A 22,006-nucleotide genomic window follows, 5' to 3' on the forward strand; every position below is an offset into this window, starting at 1 on the left:
ATATTAAAATGACAATATAAAGTTAATAAATATTTTCTGATTGTAATGGCGTTGTTAATCAGCGCCTAATTTTCTACTATCCTTGTCATGCAGTAAACAATCTTCTTATACACTAAAAAAATTACCTCTTTAAGACAGTTATAATCTTTTTTATAAATTTTAGGTTTCAAATAAATTTTATTTTATAGTGATTAAAAAAAGATTGAAATCAGCTGTTATTTCATTAAGATTTGTATTTCATGTTTCCTATCACACTCACCTGTTGTGAATTATAGAAATCTTACTTATCCCACATTAAAGGAGCAAATATGTTTACAAAAAAAATGACCATTGCTGAATATGATAAAGAATTATGGGATGCGATTAAAAACGAAGAACAACGACAAGAAGATCATATTGAACTGATTGCTTCTGAAAATTACACAAGCCCACGAGTTCTTGAGGCACAAGGATCACAATTAACGAATAAATATGCAGAAGGTTATCCAGGCAAACGTTATTATGGTGGTTGCGAATATGTTGATGTTGTTGAACAATTAGCCATAGATCGCGCTAAGGCTTTGTTTGGTGCGGATTATGCCAATGTACAACCGCATTCTGGCTCACAAGCCAATTTTGCTGTTTATACGACATTATTAAATCCAGGTGATACAGTTTTAGGTATGGATTTATCTCAAGGTGGGCATTTAACACATGGCTCGCCCGTTAATTTTTCAGGAAAACTTTATAATATTGTTGCCTATGGCGTTAATGATGACGGTTTGATTGATTACGATGAAATTGCAAGAATTGCTAAAGAATCGAAGCCAAAAATGATTATTGGCGGTTTTTCAGCTTACTCGGGAATTGTTGATTGGAAAAAAATGCGCGAAATAGCCGATAGTGTCGGTGCTTATTTATTTGTTGATATGGCACACATTGCAGGATTAGTTGCTGCTGGTGTTTATCCAAGTCCATTACCTTATGCTCATATAGTCACAACAACCACTCATAAAACATTAGGAGGACCTCGAGGAGGGATGATCTTAGCGCAAGGAGGCAGTGAAGAGCTATATAAAAAAATTAACTCAGCAATATTTCCTGGCTCGCAAGGTGGTCCATTAATGCATGTTATTGCCGCTAAAGCTGTTGCCTTAAAAGAAGCGATGGAACCCGAATATAAAGCTTATCAACAACAAGTCGTCAAAAGTGCTAAAGCGATGGTTGATGAGATCCGTAAAAGAGGTTATAAAGTGGTATCGGGTCAAACAGAAAATCATCTCTTTTTAATTGATTTAGTTGATAAAAATATAACAGGTAAAGAGGCAGAAGCTGTTTTAGGAAAAGCAAATATTACCGTCAATAAAAACAGTGTACCAAATGATCCACAAAGTCCGTTTGTCACGTCAGGTATTCGTATTGGTACACCAGCCATTACAAAACGTGGTTTTAAAGAAGCAGAAGCGAGAGAATTAGCCCATTGGATCTGTGATGTATTAGATAATATTAATGATGAAGCTAATATTAATGCCGTTAAAGAAAAAGTGATTGCAATTTGCCGTCGTCTGCCCGTCTACGAACACTAATTCTTGTTATATGATAATGTCGCCTTAAAAGGCGGCATTGTATTAAAAGACATTTCATCAAAACCTTTTTATATAAAGAGAGCAAACTAACAGTCAATTTATATCGTAAATTTATGCTAAAATAGCGATTAACTTTTATTAATTTATGTTAAGAAGCTATGTCTTTAATCAATCTAACCAATGCTTATCTTTCATTTAGTGATGCCCCTTTATTGGATCATATCGATCTTGCAATTGAAACGAACGAGCGAGTTTGCCTTGTTGGTCGTAACGGCGCTGGTAAATCAACATTATTAAAAATTTTAAATAAAGAAATACCACTTGATGATGGACAGATCGTTTATGAAAATAATGTTGTTGTTTCTCGCTTGCAACAAGATCCTCCTCGAAATATCCAAGGAACGGTATTTGATTTCGTGGCAGAAGGATTAAATGAACAAGCTCAATTACTGAAACAATATTATGATTTATCGCATAAAATTGAATCCGATCCTAGTGATGCAAATTTAAATCAATTGGCGCATATTCAAGAACAACTTGATAATCAAAATGCGTGGCAATTAGATAATCGTATTCGTAATATTTTATCGTCATTATCACTTAATGGCGATGTTGAATTATCTTCATTATCAGGTGGTTGGTTACGTAAGGCAGCTTTAGCTAAAGCATTAGTTTGTCAACCTAATGTATTATTACTGGATGAACCTACTAACCATTTGGATATTCAAACTATTAAGTGGTTAGAAGAATTTTTAAAAGGTTTTAATGGTAGTATTGTTTTTATTTCGCATGATAGGTCCTTTATTCGCAAAATGGCGACGCGTATTATTGATTTAGATCGCGGTAAAGTGGCTTCGTGGGCTGGAAATTATGATGATTATTTACTTGGCAAAGAAGAAGCCTTACGAGTTGAAGAACTACAAAATGCCGAATTTGATAAAAAACTAGCGCAAGAAGAAGTATGGATAAGGCAAGGTATTAAAGCTCGCCGAACTCGAAACGAAGGGCGTGTTCGCGCTTTAAAAGCAATGCGACAAACCTATTTTGAACGCCGTAATGTGATGGGTAATGCGAAAATGCAAATTGAAGAAGCATTACGTTCCGGTAAAATCGTTTTTGAATTGGAAGATGTGACTTATCAAATCGATCACAAATGTTTAGTAAACGATTTTACAACCCAAGTTTTACGTGGAGATAAAATTGCCTTAATTGGTCCAAATGGGATTGGTAAAACAACGTTATTAAAATTAATGCTAGGGCAAATACTTCCAACTTCAGGTACTATTCATTGCGGTACTAAATTAGAAGTTGCCTATTTTGATCAACATCGCTTAGAGCTAGATCCTGATAAAACTGTTATGGATAACCTTGCTGAAGGTAAACAAGAAATTACCATTAATGGACGATCTCGCCATGTGTTAGGTTATTTACAGGATTTTTTATTTCCGCCTAAGCGAGCTAGAACGCCTGTTCGAGCGTTATCGGGTGGTGAACGCAATCGTTTATTATTAGCTAAATTATTTCTTAAACCAAGCAATCTCTTAATCTTAGATGAACCAACAAATGATCTCGATATTGAAACCTTAGAATTGCTAGAAGAATTAGTCAATGATTATCAAGGAACCGTGCTACTTGTTAGCCATGATAGACAATTTGTCGATAATGTTGTTACGCAATGCTGGTTTTTTGAAGAAAAAGGACATATTAGTCATTATGTTGGTGGTTATACTGATGCTTTTAATCAAAAGCAACAAGCACAAATTGTAGCCAAACCAGCTAATTCTACATCATCTTCTAATGTGCATTTGCAAGAAAACAAAAATAATACTCAAGCGACCAATAATAAACTCAATATTAAAAAAGTTAAATTAAGCTACAACGAGCAAAAAGAATTAACTGATTTGCCTAATAAAATAGAACAACTCGAAAATGAAATTGCGTTATTACAAACAACTATCGCCCAAAATGATTTTTTTAATCAACCGCATGAAGTAACAAATGAAATATTACTTACACTTGCTAATAAAGAATCAGAACTTGAATTAATATTTGAAAGGTGGGAAAAATTAGAAGCCATAGCGAAATCATAAATACTAAGTATAAAATATTCGACATTAATCTATTGCTTTATCTTGAAAACTCGACACAATAATAATCAAGCTAAAGTAATAGAATTTATAAAATATAATGGCTTTATGGCTTTAATAAATAGAAATATTCTTTAATGCCTTATTAATAAAAATAACAATCACATTACAACAACATATAAAAATTAAATCATTTGAATAAAGATCATATCTATTGATTTTATTAAATATTCAGATATTGATAGACTGTAAAAAATGGAAAACATAAAAAAACACCCACATTATGCTTTGTGTCCGCATTGCGATTTGCTCGTTGAGTTAACGCATGTTGAAGATTCACATAAAGCAATTTGTCCGCGCTGTAATACAACACTTGCAAAAAATTATTATCAAATGAAATTAATGGCATGTATATATGCTGTCTGTTCATTAATTATGTTAGCACTTTCAAGTTTCTTTATATTAATTGATATTCGTTTACTTGGTAATCTTAATGGTGTTGGGTTAATGGAAATTCCACAAATTTTATATCAAGATAAATACGCCTTTATCGCTATGTTATTCATATTATTTGTTATATTGTTTCCAATATGTAGTTTATTGATTATTCTTTTATTATGTAAGAAAAGAAGAATAATTAAATTCCCCCATCGTAAACCTCTTATTTTGTACGAATATTTACAACGATGGTGTATGCCAGAGATATTTTTAGTTGGCATATTAGTCAGTTTTGTTAAATTAATGAGTTACGGTGAAATTGGTGTTACTCGCGCCTTTTTACCTTTTTGTTTATTTATATTTTTCAATTTAAAAGCGGCATTAACGTTTTCACCTAAAGTGATTTGGGATGAGATAGCAACAAACAATTATGCAAATAAACCGCTAAAAATAGGACAAACAGGGATAAATCAAGATTTACGTTTATGCCGGTGTTGCCATGCAATACTACCGGTTAAAACTGAATATTGCCCACGCTGTAAACAATTAGGACAAGTGCGCGATAGAAATAAAATCCAATGGACAATCGCCTTGATAATCAGTGCTTTATTAATTTATATACCTGCTAATGGGTATGGCATTATGACGACAAATATTTTTGGTTCGCCTTCGAGTGCAACAATTATGGATGGAATAATGTTTATGTGGCAATCAGGGGATATTCCAGTTGCCATTGTGATTTTTTGTGCCAGTATCGCAATTCCTATTTTAAAAATTATATCACTCAGTCTGTTATGTTATTTTTCCATATCATCGAAAAAACGTAATATTAATCAATGCCTAAAAATGAATAAGCTTTATAATGTTGTTGAGTTTATCGGTAAATGGTCAATGATTGATATTTTTGTAGTATCTGTTGTTTGTGCATTAGTTAAAAATCGGCAGATAATTAATATTACTCCTGATTTAGGTATAATTTTTTTTGCTATTGTTGTGATTGTCACTATGATAGCGTCGCAGAGTTTTGACCCTAGATTAATTTGGGATCGAATAAATTTTAGAAAATAATGGTAAAACTATGGCTCATTCTTATAAATTGGCAGAAATTGTGAAAATAAAAGGTATTTCAGCAATTTGGATCATTCCAATTATCACAGTTCTAATTGGAATTTGGATTATCTATTCACATTTTGCGGATCGCGGTACTGAATTTACTTTAATTACCAAAGATGCTAGCGGAATTATCGCTGGTAAGACTGTAATTAAAAATCGCAGTGTTGATGTCGGCATTGTTGAGCAGGTCACGTTAGATAAAAATTATCAACAAGTCATTATAAAAGGACGAATCTATAAAGATATGGAGCCCCTCCTCAAAAATGATTCCATTTTTTGGGTTGTTAAGCCTCAAGTTGGGCGAGATGGTATTACAGGCTTAAGTACTATTTTATCAGGCAATTATATTGAAATAGTCGCCGGTGAGGATAAACAACGTTTTAAAAATAAACCATTTTATTTATCGGATACCCAACCTTTAACCGATCCTAGTATACAAGGCCTAAGATTAAATCTTGAAAGTAGCGAAAGTGGCGTTATTCCACGAGGTGCGTCAATATTATTCCGCGGTTATCAAGTAGGAAATGTTGAAAATTCAAATTTTGATGTAGAAACTAAAACCATGAAATACCAAATTTTTATTTCTAAACCTTACGATACATTAGTCTCAAATAATGTTCGTTTTTGGAAAGAGGGGGGGATTAATTTTTCGTTTTCTCCACAAGGCGCTTCGCTAGATATCCCCTCACTAGATGTTTTACTTACTGGTGGTATAAGTTTTGATATTCCGGATGGTAGCAAATTTGGACATCTTGCCAAACAAGGCTCAACGTTTAAATTATATAAAAACAAACGCGAAATAAATGAATCACAATATACAGAATACAAAAACTTTTTATTAATGTTCCCAGATTCTATTTCTGGGCTTGTGGCAGGTGCAGCGGTTGAATATCGTGGGATTCGTTTAGGGACGGTGAGTGAAGTGCCTTTCTATACGCAAGAGATGTTAAAGCAAATGCCTGTTTTAAGTCCTAATATTCCTGTTTTAATCCGTATTGAACCTGAACGATTATCCGAAATTGTTAATGAAAAAATCGATATTTATAGCGCGATTATCAATGAACAAAAAAATGGTTTAAGAGCCTCGCTAAAAAATTCAAATCTCATTACTGGGCAATTATATATTGATCTCGATTTTTATCCTGATCTAGCCAATAAGAGTGACGATTTGAACTCTAAACTTTATGGTTTTGACATGATTGAAACAGCTTCTACAGGCTTTTCGCATATGCAAACTAAAGTTATGCAATTATTAGATAATCTTAATAGTTTACCGCTTAATGAAACGCTTAATGAATTTAATAAATCGCTTTCAACCAGTGATAAATTGATGAATTCAGCGAATAAATTTATGTCATCAAAAGAGATGCAAAGTATTCCAAAACAATTGCAACAATCTTTAATGTCGCTTAATCAAACACTAAAAAGCGTTGAGCCAGGTTCAGAACTCAATACCCAAATAAAAGATAATTTATTAAAAATTCAAGTCATGTTGGATGAATTAACGCCATTATTAAAAACATTAAATGAAAAAAGTAATGCGCTTATCTTTGCTGCACCGGCAACTAAAGATCTTGAACCAAAAGCAAAAGGAAAACAATAATGTGTAAAAAAAGCAAATTGATAATGCAATTATTTGCGCTATTTTCGGTATTTTCTCTGGTTGCTTGTTCTTCGGACATTGTGAAGAAAAGTTATTACCAAATAGCAAATAATTTATCACCTCAACCGTTAAATATTGTTCAATCACCGACAGCATTTATATTACTTGATTCAATAGAAATTGCGCCGTTTTTAAATAAACTGGGCATAGTAATGCAGACACAAAATATTCAATATATCACGGCTAATAATAATTTATGGGCTTCACCTATTGTCGATCAATTAAGTAATCGCATTATGCAAGATATTCCATTAGCTTTACCCAATGTGTTTGTCTCAAATCAACAAGTCTTACCTCCAGTTGTTACGATAAAATTAATCATTGATGGTTTTCATGGTAATTCTGAAGGAGAGGCTATCGTCAAAGGTCGTTGGATAATTAAAAATAATAAAAATGAAATTTTTATTATTAATTTCGATCGTCATGAATCGCTCTCACAAAATGGTTATAGCTCATTAGTTGAGGCATTATCTAAAGCATGGCAAAAAGAAGAAATGAATCTTAGTGAGCAAATCAAGCGCCTTATAAAATAGAAAATATATTTCTTGATGACATAGATAAATATTAAATTATACAAGCGCTATGACGATGCTTAAATTTATAAAGGTAAGGGTGCTCAAAAGCTAATTGAGCACCTGATCGTTTAATTCTGTGTTGGATGCAAATGCTTAATTCATCTTTACTATAAATGGATTTAATTTTATAAAAAGAAATGGTGCACCCAAAGGGATTCGAACCCCTGACCGCTCGGTTCGAAGCCGAGTGCTCTATCCAGCTGAGCTATGGATGCGTAAAAGGTGTGGTAAAAATGGTGCATCCGAAGGGATTCGAACCCCTGACCGCTCGGTTCGTAGCCGAGTACTCTATCCAGCTGAGCTACGGATGCATAAAAGGTGTGATAAAAATGGTGCATCCGAAGGGATTCGAACCCCTGACCGCTCGGTTCGTAGCCGAGTGCTCTATCCAGCTGAGCTACGGATGCATTATTTAAATCAAAATGGCGGTGAGAGAGGGATTCGAACCCTCGATGCAGCTTTTGACCGCATACTCCCTTAGCAGGGGAGCGCCTTCAGCCTCTCGGCCATCTCACCTAATCATTATAGATTTGCTGTTTAACAACAAAAACATAATGTTGTGGCGCACATAATACGTTTTACAAAAAATAAGTCAAACGTTTTTTTATTAATATCTTCCAGCTGCCTATTTCGTACTCAATTACTGCTTATCGGTTAACTTATCATCCACTTCAAATAGCTGTGCTTGATGAATCCTGTTATATATTTCTTCCCTGTGAATAGAAACTTCTTTTGGTGCATTGATACCTATTCTGACTTGGTTACCTTTAACTCCTAAAACAGTAATAACCACATCATCACCAATAAGAAGAGTTTCGCCGATTCTTCTCGTTAAAATTAACATTAGACCTCCTATTCTCCAGTAATACTTATTAACTTATAAATTGCTTTTTAAAATCAAAAAAACATAAAAAACGAAAAGTTAATGAAATAAATACAATAACTTTTCGAGTTTATTATTTAAAAGTCATAAGAATATCAAGCTAAATTGCTTGTAATGTATTTCTAATTTTATTTGTTATAGTGGACAACGCATTTGGTAATGCTAAAAGATCTGATCCTCCTGCTTGAGCAAAATCAGGTCGTCCACCACCTTTACCACCTACTTGTACAGCTAATTGAGATATAATTTCTCCTGCTTTAATCAAATTGACTAAATCTTTTGTAACGCCAACCGCTAAATTAATTTTATCATCATGAGTCGTTGCTAATACGATAACACCTGTTTTTAACTTATTTTTTAGTTCATCAATAATGACTCTTAATAGTTTAGGTTCAGTAGTGTCTATTTTAGCAACTATAAGATTTTTATCATTAATTTTTACACATTCATTTAACAAATGTGCTATTTGCTGATTGGCTTGTTCAACTTTTAAATGTTCAATCGTTTTTTCTAACTGTTTGTTTTGTTCTAAAAGTTGTTCTATACGATTATTAACATTATTTTTGTCGCTTTTTATAAGCGATTCAATATTTTTTAGTAACTCTTCATCATGATGGATGTAATCCATAGCGTTTTGACCAGTTGTCGCTTCAATACGACGAACACCAGAAGCGATACTTGCTTCAGAGGTAATTTTAAATAAACCAATATCACCTGTGCGTTCGACGTGCGTACCACCGCATAATTCGATTGAAAAATTACCCATTGTTAATACGCGAACGATATCCTCATATTTTTCACCAAATAACGCCATAGCGCCTTTATTTTTAGCTTCTTCGATAGGCATAATATCAATCGAAACAAGTAAATTACGACGAATTTGTTGGTTAACGAGATTTTCAATTTCGATAATTTCTTGGCTAGATATTGGTTTATGATGAGAGAAATCAAAGCGTAAATAGTTAGCATTTACGAGTGAGCCTTTTTGATGAACATGTTCACCTAAAATGCGTTGTAAAGCTGCTTGTAATAGATGAGTTGCAGAGTGATTACGTCGAATACGATCACGTAATTCAATATTAATAGCTGCTGTAATATTATCTCCCACTTTAAGTGAGCCGTAAATAAGTTGGCCGTGATGTCCAATATTTTGCCCATATTTTTGACTATCAACAACAGAGAATTCAATATTTGAGGCGGTTAGAAGCCCCTTATCTCCAACTTGACCACCTGATTCACCATAAAATGGTGTTTTATTTAAAATAATAACGGCATCATCACCCTCATTTATGTGATCGACTTGTTCGCCATTATGGAAAATAGCAATAATTTTGCTGTTTGTTTCGTTCGTTTCATAACCTAAAAACTCGGTTTTACCGTCAAGTTTAATATTATTATTATAATCAACGTTAAATGAACTTGATTCACGAGCACGCTTACGTTGTTCTTCCATGCACTTATCAAAAGCGGTTTCATCTATAGTTATATTTTTCTCACGACATACGTCTGCGGTAAGATCGAGAGGGAAACCATAAGTATCATAAAGTTTGAAAGCAATTTCACCGGGTAATAAATTATCTTTTATTTTAGTTAATTCTTGATCTAATAAGTTTAAACCGCGATCCAACGTTTTTAAGAATTGTTCTTCTTCTTGTTTAAGGCTTTCTTCAACGATTGTTTTATTATTTTTTAATTCACTAGCTGCATCATCCATGACATCAATTAATGGCTGTACAAGCTTATAAAAAAAGATATCTTTAGTGCCAAGCATATGACCATGTCTAATGGCACGACGAATAATCCTACGTAAAACGTAACCGCGACCTTCATTAGAAGGTAATACACCATCAGAAATTAAAAAGGCGCAAGAACGGATATGATCTGCGATCACGCGTAAAGATTTATTTTCTAAATCTTGTACTCCAATAATATTGGCAGCGCTTTTGATCAAGCTTTTAAATAAATCGATATCATAATTAGTATTAACATGTTGTAAGACTGCAGCTATTCGTTCAAGCCCCATACCTGTATCGACAGAAGGTTTTGGTAATGGTTCCATCGTGCCGTCAGCTTTGCGATTAAATTGCATAAAGACGATATTCCAAATTTCGATAAAACGGTCACCATCTTCTTCTGCGCTACCAGGAGGTCCTCCCCAAATATGATCGCCATGATCATAAAAGATCTCAGTGCAAGGACCACAAGGACCCGTATCACCCATTTGCCAGAAATTATCTGATGCATAAGGTGCACCTTTATTATCACCAATGCGTATAATACGTTCTTTCGGAATACCGATTTCATTTAGCCAAATATTATAAGCTTCATCATCATTTGCATACACAGTAACAGTTAATTTTTCTTTAGGTAAATTAAACCATTCTTTACTAGTTAATAATTGCCATGCATTATGAATGGCTTCCTGCTTAAAATAATCACCAAAACTAAAATTACCTAACATCTCAAAAAAAGTATGGTGACGAGCTGTGTAACCGACATTATCAAGATCATTATGTTTACCACCAGCACGAACACATCTTTGGGATGTTGTTGCTCGGGTATAAGGGCGTTTATCGATGCCAAGAAAAACATCTTTAAATTGATTCATTCCTGCATTGGTAAAGAGTAATGTAGGATCGTTATGTGGAACAAGTGAACTACTCGCTACAATTTCATGACCTTTTTGTTTAAAAAAATCAAGAAAACTTTGGCGAATCTCTGCGGTACTTTTCATTTAAACTTCCGATTGAATAGTCATTATTTTTAATAGGCTTAATATACATTTAACAACATAAGTTGTAAAAATAAATCTTAAGCTAACTAGGTGAAATATTATTAATTTTTGACATTCTCTCACCTTAATTCTTAAAAAGGTAAAATTATTACTGTAATAAATTAAATTTTGTCTAGGCTGAGTTTGTCTTATTCTGATTATATTTGATGCCAAATTATTTTAGCATGAATCGCAATTACTCAATTTTTCCAAATGTTGAGATTTTACGGAATTATTCATAAATTTCACGTTTTATTTATAAATAATCAGAATTTAATTATTTTAGATCATTTTATTAGGGCGCTTAATTTATCATTAATTTATGATTAAAAAAAGGAAGGTTTGCATTAAGGGTACAGAATTAATTATATGAATTTATATCTATTTTATACTTATATCGATAAAGTCAGTTTTATGCATACCATTCTTTGCGTGTTTTAAATTATTTATCGTAAATAATATTGAAAATTTTATATTAATAAATTTAAAATATTTATTAGCTTTAAATAAAACAATAAATTTTATCGTTTTTCTTATTTATATAATTTTTATTGATGAATATTATCATTTTTAGACGTAATGATTAAAATATAATTCATTAATATTAATTATCCATTAATATTAATCGCGCAATAAGCACTTTTTATTTCTTGCTGATTAAAGCCTCGAGTAAGTAAAAATTGCATAATTTTTTGTCTCTGTTTTATATCTTGCTTATCTATATGTTTAAATTTTTTTAATATTTGTTCAGAAGCGATTTGAATCCAGTCTATTTCAGTTTTTGTCATTATAGAATGTATTATATCGTCGGGAAGACCGCGATCTTTCAATTCCATCTTAATTTTATATAATCCCGATCCTTTTCTTGCCCGCATGGCAATATATTTTTCAATATATTGCTCATCATTTAGCCATTTATGCGCAATACAATATTCAATGACGTTTGCAATTTCGGTTTTTAAATCATCTAATTGAACTGTATCATTATAAGGATCAATAGTTTTTTTATTAATAAAGAAAACAGTAAGCTTTTTTGAAAGTTCGTAGATAGAGTGATCGCGCTGTGCAAGTAATTGCACAGCTTTGGATAAGATAAGTGGATTCTGTTTTTTAGTATTCATTTATCCCTCTACATAATTATTTTTTATATTGGTGATTTATTCAAAACTATCTTCATCGGTAGATAATTCAGCATTATCATCAGCAAAAATAGCAGGGCTATTTAGTAATAATTCCCGTAATTTACTTTCTAATTCTTGTGCAATTTCAAAACGTTCTTGTAAGAATTTAATTGAATTAGCTTTACCTTGACCAATTTTTTCACCATTGTAGCTATACCAAGCGCCCGCTTTATCAACTAATTTATGTTTTACACCTAAATCTATTAATTCACCTTCTTTTGAAATACCACAACCATATAAAATTTGGAATTCAGCCTGTCTAAAAGGTGCAGCAACTTTATTTTTTACCACTTTGACGCGTGTATCACTACCAATAACATCTTCACCTTCTTTCACTGCACCGATACGTCTGATATCTAAGCGGACAGAAGCATAAAATTTAAGGGCATTACCCCCCGTTGTTGTTTCAGGATTACCAAACATAACACCAATTTTCATACGAATTTGGTTAATAAAGACAACTAAGCAGTTTGCATTTTTAATGTTAGCTGTTAATTTGCGTAAGGCTTGTGACATTAAGCGTGCTTGTAAGCCCATATGCGAATCGCCCATTTCACCTTCAATTTCCGCTTTAGGCGTTAAGGCTGCAACCGAGTCGACAATGATGACATCAACAGCCCCAGAACGGACCAAAGCATCACAAATTTCAAGTGCTTGTTCACCAGTATCAGGTTGGGAAACTAATAAATCATCAACTTGTACACCTAATTTGGCTGCATAAATAGGGTCTAAAGCATGCTCTGCATCAATAAAAGCACAAGTTTTACCTTCTTTTTGTGCTTGTGCAATGACTGAAAGCGTTAACGTGGTTTTTCCTGATGATTCAGGTCCAAAGATTTCAACGATTCGCCCCATTGGTAAACCACCGATACCCAATGCAATGTCAAGCCCTAAAGAGCCGGTAGATACTGAGTCAACATCTAACGTTTGCGTATCACCCAAACGCATAATAGAACCTTTACCAAATTGTTTTTCGATTTGACTTAAAGCCGCAGAAAGTGCGCGTTGTTTGTTTTCATTCATATAATTAAATTCCGATAAGTTGGGATATTTGTTATTTATTATACTGTATACTAATACAGTATCAAGTTTTTTTTTATTGTCAATATTTGTTCATTTAAAAATGCGATCTCTATGCCATTTATTCATAAATCTTATCTTTAAATATGTATTTATTTTTCTGCACTTAATGGGTTTTATCGTTATAATAGTCCTTTGAATTTTGAGGTATTAGCATGCGTTTGGCTTTTTGTCTTTATAAATATTTTCCGTATGGTGGATTACAACGTGATTTTATGCAGGTCATGAATGCATGTAAATTACGAGGGCATTATATTCGAGCCTATGTGCTTTCGTGGCAAGGTGATAAACCTGAAGGTGTTGAAATTATTATTGTACCGACAAAAGGATTTACAAATCATAAACGCCATCACTCTTATTGTAAATGGGTTACCGAACATATTAATAATTATCCTATCGATAAAACTATTGGTTTTAATAAAATGCCCAATTTAGACGTTTATTTTGCCGGCGATACCTGTTTTGCTAAAAAAGTCGCACTTAAATCCTTTTTATATCGATTAACAAAACGATGTCGACATTATCTTGCTTTTGAAGATGCCGTTTTTTCAACGGCTAGCCAAACAAAAATTATGGCCTTAACGCAACAGCAAATTAAAGATTTTCAACATTATTACCAAACACCTATTGATAGGTTTGTTCTATTGCCTCCTGGTATTGCTATTAATCGAAAATACCATTCAACATCAAAATCTATTCGTCAGGCATTTCGACAGAAGAATCAAATCGATCCTTTGCGGTATGTTATCTTACAAATTGGTTCGGATTTTAAGCGTAAAGGTGTTGATCGCGCACTTATTGCGATTGCGTCGTTACCCAAAGAACTAAGGAAAAATATTATTTATTTAGTTGTTGGGCAAGATAAAGCTTCTCCTTATCAAAAATTAGCAAATCAATTAAATATATCTGAGCAAGTTAGATTTTATAATGGTCGTAATGATATTGATGAGTTTTTATTTGCTTCAGATTTATTGTTACATCCAGCCAGACAAGAAGCCGCAGGTATGGTATTAATCGAGGCAATAGCCGCGGGTGTTCCGGTTATTGTTTCAGGGATATCAGGTTATGCATATCATGTGAGAGATGCGAATGCAGGTGCCGTACTTGTAGAACCTTATGAGCAGCAAAAACTTAATGAGGTTTTATATCATGCAATGGCAAATCCGAAGCAATTAAATGATTGGCATAAAAATGCAATTAACTATGGTAATAGTCACGATCTTTATTATTTAGCTGAACGAGCCGCCGATATCATATTAAAGGATCCTATATGAATGAAATCATTTTAAAATCGCCGTTTGAGCAACTTTGGCAAAATAAAGATCCGTTTACTGAAATTGAAAAGATAAATGGCAAAATATTTCGCTTAGTTAAGCAGCGTAAGACACTTAATTTTACCTTAAATGGGCAATCATATTTTATTAAAATTCATCGTGGTATAACGATGAAAGAGATTATTAAAAATCTACTCTCATTACGTCTGCCCGTGGTTGATGCTAAGCAAGAATGGCAAGCAATTGCGCGTTTGACACAAGCTAATGTTAATACTATGAATGGTCTTTCATTTGGTCGGCGAGGATTTAATCCGTTAACGAGGCATTCGTTTATTATAACTAAAGATCTTAATCCAACCATTAGTTTAGAAGATTTTACGCGATCATGGGCAGCAAATCCGCCAAATTATCTTCTTAAACGATCGCTGATTATTTATTTAGCTAATATGACTGCCAAAATGCATCAAGCAGGTGTGAATCATCGCGATTGTTATTTATGTCATTTTTTACTGGATTTACCGTTATTTGAACAGCAAAATAAAATTAAATTATCAATTATTGATTTACATCGAGCACAAACGAGGAGAAAAGTTCCGACAAGGTGGAGAGATAAAGATTTAATCGGACTCTACTTTTCTTCGAGCCATATTGGTTTAACGGAGCATGATATTTATTTATTTTTAACCACTTATTTTAATCAATCAATAAGAACAATTTTAATGAAAGAGAAAAAATTGCTTACGCAAGCAAAACGAAAAACAGAACGGATCCGCCGACGGACTGAAAAATATGGTCTGTAAAAGATTGTTATTGATATCTTTTTTTACTTTTAATGAGTAAAAATACTTAAGTAGTAATATAAAAAAAACTTAAAAAAATAAGATAACTCAAGTGTTATCTTATTTTTAAAACGTAAAATATTATTTCGTTATACGTTTATATTTAATTCGTTTAGGTTCGAGTGCTTCAGCACCTAATGTACGTTTTTTCCATTCTTCATATTCAGTAAAATTACCCTCAAAAAATTCAACATGACCTTCATCTTGATAATCTAATATATGAGTTGCAATACGATCTAAAAACCATCTATCATGTGAAATTACAAGTGCACTACCTGGGAATTCTAATAAGGCATTTTCGAGTGCACGTAATGTTTCGATATCTAAATCATTAGTTGGTTCATCAAGTAACAATACATTACCACCAACTTGTAGTAATTTTGCTAAATGCACACGACCTCGTTCGCCACCAGATAATTCACCAATGCGTTTTTGTTGATCACTACCTTTAAAATTAAAGCGCCCAACATAAGCACGACTTGGTATTTCAAAATTGCCTATTTGCATAATATCTTGACCATTGGCAATTTCATCCCAAACGGTCTTTTTGTCGTCCATGCTATCTCTAAATTGATCAACAGAGGCCAATTGGACAGTATCACCTAATGTGATAGTACCTGAATCAGGTTGTTCTTTGCCTGATAGCATTTTAAATAATGTAGATTTACCTGCACCATTTGCCCCAATAATGCCGACAATAGCACCTTTTGGAATCGAAAAAGATAAATTATCAATTAAAACGCGATCACCATACGATTTAGTTAAATTATTGACTTCAATAACCTTATCACCTAAACGTTGACCTGTTGGAATAAAAAGTTCGTTTGTCTCATTACGTTTTTGATAGTCGTTGTTATTCAGCTCTTCAAAACGAGCTAAACGAGCCTTACTTTTAGCTTGACGGCCTTTTGGATTTTGACGAACCCATTCTAATTCTTTCTCAATTGATTTACGTCTTGCCGATTCAGCAGATGCTTCTTGTGCTAAACGCTGATCTTTTTGTTCCAACCATGAAGAATAATTACCTTCCCATGGAATACCTTCGCCGCGATCTAGCTCTAAAATCCAGCCGGCAACATTATCTAAAAAGTAACGGTCATGCGTTACTGCAACTACAGTACCTTCATAATCATGTAAAAAGCGTTCTAACCATGCTACTGATTCAGCATCAAGATGATTGGTTGGTTCATCAATTAGCAGCATGTCAGGTTTTTCTAACAATAATTGGCAAATAGCGACGCGACGTCGTTCACCACCTGATAAATTGGCTATTTTGGCGTTCCAATCTGGTAGCCTTAGTGCATCAGCTGCTCTATCGAGTTGATTGGATAAATTATGGGCATCATGGGATTGAATAATCGCTTCAAGTTCAGCTTGTTCTTTAGCTAATTTATCAAAATCAGCATCGGGATCGGCATAAGCGGCATAAACTTCGTCGAGTCGAGTTAGTGCATTTTTTACATGACTAACCGATTGTTCGACAGCTTCACGAACTGTTTGCTCTGGATCTAATTTTGGTTCTTGTGGTAAATAACCAATTTTAATATCGGTTTGTGGTCTTGCTTCACCTTCAATGTCGGTATCAACTCCAGCCATAATTCTCAATAAAGTTGATTTACCTGCGCCATTCAAGCCAAGTACGCCAATTTTCGCACCTGGGAAAAAACTTAAAGAAATATCCTTTAAAATATAACGTTTTGGTGGGACAATTTTCCCAACACGATTCATGGTATAAACATATTGCGCCATAAAATATAATCCAGTTAAAAATTTTAAAAACGGCTAATTATACACTATCTATCCGGTTAAGAGGATTAAGAATATCATGCGGAAATATTAAAAATATCGATGTTATTGATTGTAGAGAAAAATATAACTCAAAATGCCATTTTCCTATTGATTAAATCCTATTATTAAACGAATTGTTAAAATAATTGATTCAATAATTAATAAATAAAATGGCATTTAAAGATGTTGTTTAAAGACAACATTTAAAGAAAAACTAAGTCATTAATTAATTGAAGCTAATGTACTTACATCACTACCTAACATATTATTCAATGCCACTAAATCATCTGCTGTTAAGGTACCAACGGCATATTTGAGTTGTAATAAACTTGTTAAATAATTATATTTCGCGTCAGACAAATTCTTTTTTGCATTATAAAGTTGAGTCGTTGCATTTAATACATCAACAATAGTACGTGTACCTACTTCATAACCTGAAGAAGTGGCATCTAATGAACTTTGTGCTGAGACCACCGCTTGTTGATAAGCATTGATTGAACTAATTGCTGACGAAATATTATTGTAAGATGAGCGTACTTGATTAATAACATTACGGTTGGTACTTTCAAGTTGTTCGCTGTAACTAACAAAATTATATTGAGCTTGTTGAATTTGTGATATGGTTGCCCCACCTGAAATAAGCGGTAAATTAACACTTAAACCAATATAATTTTTACCTGTAAATTGGCTATCTCTACCATTCCCTGATACATCGTTACCGTAATTTTGATTTTTGTTTAGATTTGTTGATGCATCAAGATTAATAGTCGGTAAGAAACCTGAATCCGCTTGTTTAATTTGTTCTCTGGCTATATCTTGATTTAGTTTCATTGTTAATAAATTAAGATTTGAAGTTTCAGATTGCTTTAATAAACTTTGGATATTCGATGGCTGTTCAGTATGGAAATTATTAATATCAATAGTGGCTAGCTGTGAATAAAAACGTCCACTAATTTGCCGTAAGTTTTCAATAGAATTATTTAAATCATTTAAAGCACTCACTTGCTGTGCAATAGTTAAATCATAATTTGCTTGTGCATTTTGTACATCTGTAATAGCGACTAAACCAACGCGATGTTGTTGTCTAGTTTGTTCTAATTGACGATAAATCGCTTTTTTTTGTGCTTCTAAATAATTTAAAGTCTCTAATGCTTTTAATACATTAAAATATGCGACTGAGGTATTTAAAATCAGGCTTTGACCTTGGTATTGATAAGCAATATCAGAAATGCTAGCTTGTTTTTTACTGATATCGAAGGCTTTCCAATTCGAATAATTAAAAAGGCTTTGTGTTAGGGTAACTTGGTATAAATTACCGCTTTTATTTTTCGTTCCACTTGAATCACGTCGACCATGACTAATACCATAAGAGGCGCTTAAACCGACTTGGGGTAATAAACTAGCACGAGATCCAGAAACCGCCGCGTAGGCTTTATCTTTTTCTGCTAATGCACTGCGTAATTCGGGATTAGTTGATTTGGCTTGTTCATAGACTTGGACAAGGTTTTCAGCAAAAGCTGATTGGCTTAAAACTAAACCAATTAAAAATGTTAACGTCTTTTTCATCAAATTTCTCTTTCAAATGGATAAAATAAAATGGTATTCTCAATTTTTAATTCTATCAGATAATGAATATATAAAAAGAATCCATTATGGGGTATTCGCACTTTTTATTAAAAATCTTGTAAAAAAAGGTCATTTTTATGGAAATTAATAAAAATCCAATAAAATTTAGCAAGCAAGATGTTTTTAATCTTACTAAGCGTGTTTTATATAAAGGTTTTTTTTCGTTATTAGAATATAAGTTTCAATACCGTAAATTCGATGGTTCGATTAGTGAAGTTGTTACGCGTGAAATTCTTGAACGTGGTAATGCAGTTGTTTTACTTGCTTATGATGCCAAAAAAGACAATATTGTTATGATTGAGCAAATTCGAATTGCCGCAATTGAAACTCAATCAACTCCTTGGCTTTTAGAATTAATTGCTGGCATGATAGATCATGAAAATGAGTCAATTGAAGATGTGGCAAGGCGTGAAGCAATGGAAGAAGCCGGTATTAAAATTGGACGATGTAAGCCAGTATTAAGTTATCTAGCAAGCCCTGGTGGTTTAACAGAACAATTACATATTTTAGTCGGTGAAGTTGATTCAACGACGGCAAAAGGGGTGCATGGTCTTGATGAAGAAAATGAAGATATTAAGGTTCACGTTGTTAGCAGGACCAAAGCTTATGATTGGGTCGAAGAGGGTTTAATTAACAATGCAGCCTCAATTATGGCAATCCAATGGCTCCAATTAAATTATCAAAAGTTACAAAAAGAATGGAACTAACTTGTTTATTAACCTGATTTGATATAGTTACTATGAAAATAACTATTATTAATATAGCACTTCTAAATAAATTTTAATAATTGAAATAAAAAAGAGATAATTCAAAATTATCACTTTTTTATTATAAAAATTATACGGAATAAAAATTAAATCAAGAATATCTATATAGATATATGAATCAATGTTTCAACTCTCTTGTTTTATTAAATGAATTAATAAAATAACTAATACCTAATATAATAAACCAAATTGGCGTTACCATTAGCGCTAAACGTGTGTGCTTATCTAACGTTAATAACACAATAACGAAGATAAAAAAGGATAAACTAATTACACACATAAAAATACCGCCGGGCATTTTAAATTTCGATTGTTTATGTAATTCAGGACGTTTATAACGAAAAGCAATATAAGATAATAAAATAATGGTCCAGATAAACATGAATAAAATTGCAGCAATTGACGTTACAATGGTGAATGCATCAATAACATTTGGAACAATTTGGATTAAAACAACGCCACTTAATAAACAGGTACAAGAAAATATCAATCCATTGGCAGGGACAGCACGACGTGATAATTCACCAAATTGTTCAGGTGCATCGTTCTTTTTTGCTAATCCGAAAAGCATTCTACTTGTTGAATAAATACCACTATTTGCTGATGAAGCTGCTGATGTTAACACTACAAAATTCACAATACTTGCAGCAGCAGGTAATCCAATAAGAGAAAATAATTCAACAAAAGGACTATTTTCTGTGATATTAATCCAAGGAATGACACTCATAATAATAATTAATGAAAATACATAAAAAAAGATGATCCTTATAGGTACTGAATTGATAGCACGGGGTAAATTTTTATGGGGATCACGTGTTTCTGCCGCTGTTGTGCCGATTAATTCAATGCCGACAAAAGCAAAAATTGCTATTTGAAAGCCAGCAAAAAATCCAAAAATGCCATGCGGGAAAAAACCGCCATACATCCATAAATTACTAAATGAGGCTGTACTTTGTGTCTTATCGGAATAATAAGATGTTGCAATTAAGATAAGTCCCACAACAATTAATGCAATTATGGCAATGATTTTAATAATTGAAAACCAAAATTCAGCTTCTGCAAACATTTTAACGGTCAAAAGATTTAGCATAAGAAATACTAAAATTGTAATAATCATTGGGATCCAAGAATATAATTCTGGAAACCAGAGTTTTGTGTATCCTGCTATAGCAACGATATCCGCTATTCCTGTTATTACCCAACAAAACCAATAGGTCCAACCTGTAAAAAATCCAGCACAAGGTCCAAGTAAATCAGCAGCAAAATCACTAAAGGATTTATAATTTAAATTGGATAATAAAATTTCACCCATAGCGCGCATGACAAAAAATAAAATAAATCCAATAATCATATAAACAAAAAGAATGGATGGTCCGGCTGAGCTTATTGTTTTGCCTGATCCTAAAAATAATCCTGTCCCAATAGCTCCACTTATAGCTAGAAGTTGAATATGGCGATTTGATAGTGTTCGTTTCAGGTTATGATTTGTTGTTGACGTAGTCATTAATTTGTTACCTTTTATGGTATGATTATTTTTTAGGGCAAGCATAGAAATATAAAGATAATGGCTATAAATCGCAAGTAATAATATTATTAAAAATTTTTACTGATATACCTGATTTTATAGAACTTTCTTATAATATGCTTGGAAAGCATAATGAGCTATCTTTTTTATTATTTTGATTTTTTTGCCTTAATTCTTTAGCTTTACATCAACCATACCAATATTTATCTTAGTATGGTTGATTCCTCAATACAAAAAACATAATCCGTTTAAGTATAGCTCATGAGAATTGGCGTAAGCGAAAACAATGCCAGAAAGAAGGCATTGAGCTAGTTAAAAAAATAAGGTCTACAAAGGTAGACCTTCTAATAAGCATTACATGAAAATATCATTAAGCTGCGTTTAAGCGGTTCAAGTATCAGAAAAACAGCTGAAACAATCGGTTGTGGTGTTACTACTGTGGTTCGTGTTTCACGCGAATACAAGAAACAAATTGGCCAGCTTGATACAAAGCAACCAGACATTTTTACAACAAAAGGATAAAAAAGTGATTGCAAATTTTTTAAATGGCAAAGAATCATCTGATTGTTTAAATACAGATGACAAAATTATTTTGTGCGAAATCGCTCGCGAAGCAATCAATAAGCGATTTCGTGAATGGCTCGCTGTACAAAATCGTGCAACAGCAGCAGGAAATCATGAACAAGCAGCTTATGCTAATCAGCGAAGAAGAGAATTATTGGATTTGCGCAATGAATTGCGCGTAGAAAAATTTAATGAAAACAAGCAAATAATAAAAGGTAATTTTGAACCTAAAAGCCCGGATTACAGTGATGGCGGAAAATGAAAA

Annotated in this window: 16 protein-coding genes and 4 tRNA genes; 9 read left to right on the top strand and 11 right to left on the bottom strand. The window is 32.9% G+C overall.

The window, feature by feature from the left end; all coding sequences use genetic code 11:
- Nucleotides 1-308 precede the first annotated feature (308 nt).
- The 5 genes from glyA (at nt 309) to ACSYSW_RS03365 (ending at nt 7,399) form a co-directional block, all read left to right on the top strand.
- A complete protein-coding gene (glyA, locus tag ACSYSW_RS03345; protein ID WP_491704702.1) occupies nt 309-1,565 on the top strand; it encodes a serine hydroxymethyltransferase in 1,257 nt (418 codons plus the stop codon).
- Between the two features lie 158 nt (nt 1,566-1,723).
- On the top strand, nt 1,724-3,655 hold the full coding sequence (locus ACSYSW_RS03350; RefSeq protein ID WP_491704701.1) for an ABC transporter ATP-binding protein: 1,932 nt from the start codon (nt 1,724-1,726) through the stop codon (nt 3,653-3,655).
- A 252-nt stretch (nt 3,656-3,907) separates the two neighbouring features.
- Nucleotides 3,908-5,158, top strand: coding sequence for a PqiA/YebS family transporter subunit (locus ACSYSW_RS03355; RefSeq protein WP_491704700.1), 1,251 nt, complete (start codon nt 3,908-3,910; stop codon nt 5,156-5,158).
- Nucleotides 5,159-5,168: 10 nt separating this feature from the next.
- Entirely contained in the window at nt 5,169-6,806 is a 1,638-nt protein-coding gene (gene pqiB / locus ACSYSW_RS03360; protein ID WP_491704699.1) for an intermembrane transport protein PqiB, read from the top strand.
- Nucleotides 6,806-7,399: a PqiC family protein gene (locus ACSYSW_RS03365; protein ID WP_491704698.1), complete on the top strand. Its 594-nt coding sequence runs from the start codon at nt 6,806-6,808 to the stop codon at nt 7,397-7,399. The genes pqiB and ACSYSW_RS03365 overlap by 1 nt, the downstream gene beginning before the upstream one ends.
- Nucleotides 7,400-7,579: 180 nt before the next feature.
- Here ACSYSW_RS03365 and ACSYSW_RS03370 read toward each other — a convergent pair.
- The 8 genes from ACSYSW_RS03370 to recA all read right to left on the bottom strand — a co-directional run bounded on the left by ACSYSW_RS03370 (nt 7,580) and on the right by recA (nt 13,301).
- Nucleotides 7,580-7,656: transfer RNA gene (locus ACSYSW_RS03370), tRNA-Arg, on the bottom strand.
- Nucleotides 7,657-7,675: 19 nt separating this feature from the next.
- Nucleotides 7,676-7,752: transfer RNA gene (locus ACSYSW_RS03375), tRNA-Arg, on the bottom strand.
- Between the two features lie 19 nt (nt 7,753-7,771).
- Nucleotides 7,772-7,848 (bottom strand) — tRNA-Arg (locus ACSYSW_RS03380).
- A 16-nt stretch (nt 7,849-7,864) separates the two neighbouring features.
- Nucleotides 7,865-7,957 (bottom strand) — tRNA-Ser (locus tag ACSYSW_RS03385).
- Between the two features lie 124 nt (nt 7,958-8,081).
- On the bottom strand, nt 8,082-8,285 hold the full coding sequence (gene csrA / locus ACSYSW_RS03390) for a carbon storage regulator CsrA (protein ID WP_491704697.1): 204 nt from the start codon (nt 8,283-8,285) through the stop codon (nt 8,082-8,084).
- A gap of 139 nt (nt 8,286-8,424) precedes the next feature.
- Nucleotides 8,425-11,058, bottom strand: coding sequence for an alanine--tRNA ligase (alaS, locus tag ACSYSW_RS03395; protein WP_491704696.1), 2,634 nt, complete (start codon nt 11,056-11,058; stop codon nt 8,425-8,427).
- Nucleotides 11,059-11,705: 647 nt separating this feature from the next.
- On the bottom strand, nt 11,706-12,218 hold the full coding sequence (locus ACSYSW_RS03400) for a regulatory protein RecX (protein ID WP_491704695.1): 513 nt from the start codon (nt 12,216-12,218) through the stop codon (nt 11,706-11,708).
- 36 nt (nt 12,219-12,254) lie between these two features.
- On the bottom strand, nt 12,255-13,301 hold the full coding sequence (gene recA, locus ACSYSW_RS03405; RefSeq protein WP_491704694.1) for a recombinase RecA: 1,047 nt from the start codon (nt 13,299-13,301) through the stop codon (nt 12,255-12,257).
- A 212-nt stretch (nt 13,302-13,513) separates the two neighbouring features.
- On the opposite strand from recA, the gene ACSYSW_RS03410 reads away from it, so the two are divergent.
- On the top strand, nt 13,514-14,632 hold the full coding sequence (locus ACSYSW_RS03410) for a glycosyltransferase family 4 protein (RefSeq protein WP_491704693.1): 1,119 nt from the start codon (nt 13,514-13,516) through the stop codon (nt 14,630-14,632).
- Nucleotides 14,629-15,432: a lipopolysaccharide core heptose(I) kinase RfaP gene (gene rfaP / locus ACSYSW_RS03415; protein WP_491704692.1), complete on the top strand. Its 804-nt coding sequence runs from the start codon at nt 14,629-14,631 to the stop codon at nt 15,430-15,432. Before ACSYSW_RS03410 ends, rfaP begins: the two co-directional genes overlap by 4 nt.
- A 120-nt stretch (nt 15,433-15,552) precedes the next feature.
- On the opposite strand, the gene ettA is transcribed toward rfaP, so the two are convergent.
- Both ettA and tolC read right to left on the bottom strand, forming a co-directional pair.
- Nucleotides 15,553-17,220 carry an energy-dependent translational throttle protein EttA gene (gene ettA / locus ACSYSW_RS03420; protein WP_491704691.1) on the bottom strand — a complete coding sequence of 556 codons (1,668 nt, stop codon included), beginning with the start codon at nt 17,218-17,220 and terminating at the stop codon, nt 15,553-15,555.
- A gap of 261 nt (nt 17,221-17,481) precedes the next feature.
- A complete protein-coding gene (gene tolC / locus ACSYSW_RS03425; RefSeq protein WP_491704690.1) occupies nt 17,482-18,825 on the bottom strand; it encodes an outer membrane channel protein TolC in 1,344 nt (447 codons plus the stop codon).
- A 137-nt stretch (nt 18,826-18,962) separates the two neighbouring features.
- Here tolC and nudF point away from each other — a divergent pair, with 137 nt between their 5' ends.
- Nucleotides 18,963-19,592, top strand: a complete 630-nt coding sequence (gene nudF / locus ACSYSW_RS03430; protein ID WP_491704689.1) for an ADP-ribose diphosphatase — start codon at nt 18,963-18,965, stop codon at nt 19,590-19,592.
- A 178-nt stretch (nt 19,593-19,770) separates the two neighbouring features.
- Here the strand turns inward: nudF and cycA are convergent, their stop codons facing one another.
- Nucleotides 19,771-21,156, bottom strand: a complete 1,386-nt coding sequence (gene cycA / locus ACSYSW_RS03435; RefSeq protein ID WP_491704688.1) for a D-serine/D-alanine/glycine transporter — start codon at nt 21,154-21,156, stop codon at nt 19,771-19,773.
- 547 nt (nt 21,157-21,703) lie between these two features.
- Between cycA and ACSYSW_RS03440 the strand changes: the two genes are divergently transcribed.
- Nucleotides 21,704-22,003, top strand: coding sequence for a hypothetical protein (locus tag ACSYSW_RS03440; protein WP_491706294.1), 300 nt, complete (start codon nt 21,704-21,706; stop codon nt 22,001-22,003).
- Nucleotides 22,004-22,006: the final 3 nt, after the last annotated feature.

This window comes from Gilliamella sp. ESL1225 (genome assembly GCF_058502635.1).

Bases quoted from the DNA above. Each gene is read 5' to 3' on its own strand.
- recA (WP_491704694.1), bottom strand. From the start codon at position 13,301: ATGAATGAAAACAAACAACGCGCACTTTCTGCGGCTTTAAGTCAAATC.
- ACSYSW_RS03350 (WP_491704701.1), top strand. From the start codon at position 1,724: ATGTCTTTAATCAATCTAACCAATGCTTATCTTTCATTTAGTGATGCC.
- ACSYSW_RS03355 (WP_491704700.1), top strand. From the start codon at position 3,908: ATGGAAAACATAAAAAAACACCCACATTATGCTTTGTGTCCGCATTGC.
- ettA (WP_491704691.1), bottom strand. From the start codon at position 17,220: ATGGCGCAATATGTTTATACCATGAATCGTGTTGGGAAAATTGTCCCA.
- ACSYSW_RS03365 (WP_491704698.1), top strand. From the start codon at position 6,806: ATGTGTAAAAAAAGCAAATTGATAATGCAATTATTTGCGCTATTTTCG.
- cycA (WP_491704688.1), bottom strand. From the start codon at position 21,156: ATGACTACGTCAACAACAAATCATAACCTGAAACGAACACTATCAAAT.
- tolC (WP_491704690.1), bottom strand. From the start codon at position 18,825: ATGAAAAAGACGTTAACATTTTTAATTGGTTTAGTTTTAAGCCAATCA.
- ACSYSW_RS03400 (WP_491704695.1), bottom strand. From the start codon at position 12,218: ATGAATACTAAAAAACAGAATCCACTTATCTTATCCAAAGCTGTGCAA.
- rfaP (WP_491704692.1), top strand. From the start codon at position 14,629: ATGAATGAAATCATTTTAAAATCGCCGTTTGAGCAACTTTGGCAAAAT.
- glyA (WP_491704702.1), top strand. From the start codon at position 309: ATGTTTACAAAAAAAATGACCATTGCTGAATATGATAAAGAATTATGG.
- csrA (WP_491704697.1), bottom strand. From the start codon at position 8,285: ATGTTAATTTTAACGAGAAGAATCGGCGAAACTCTTCTTATTGGTGAT.
- nudF (WP_491704689.1), top strand. From the start codon at position 18,963: ATGGAAATTAATAAAAATCCAATAAAATTTAGCAAGCAAGATGTTTTT.
- ACSYSW_RS03410 (WP_491704693.1), top strand. From the start codon at position 13,514: ATGCGTTTGGCTTTTTGTCTTTATAAATATTTTCCGTATGGTGGATTA.
- alaS (WP_491704696.1), bottom strand. From the start codon at position 11,058: ATGAAAAGTACCGCAGAGATTCGCCAAAGTTTTCTTGATTTTTTTAAA.
- pqiB (WP_491704699.1), top strand. From the start codon at position 5,169: ATGGCTCATTCTTATAAATTGGCAGAAATTGTGAAAATAAAAGGTATT.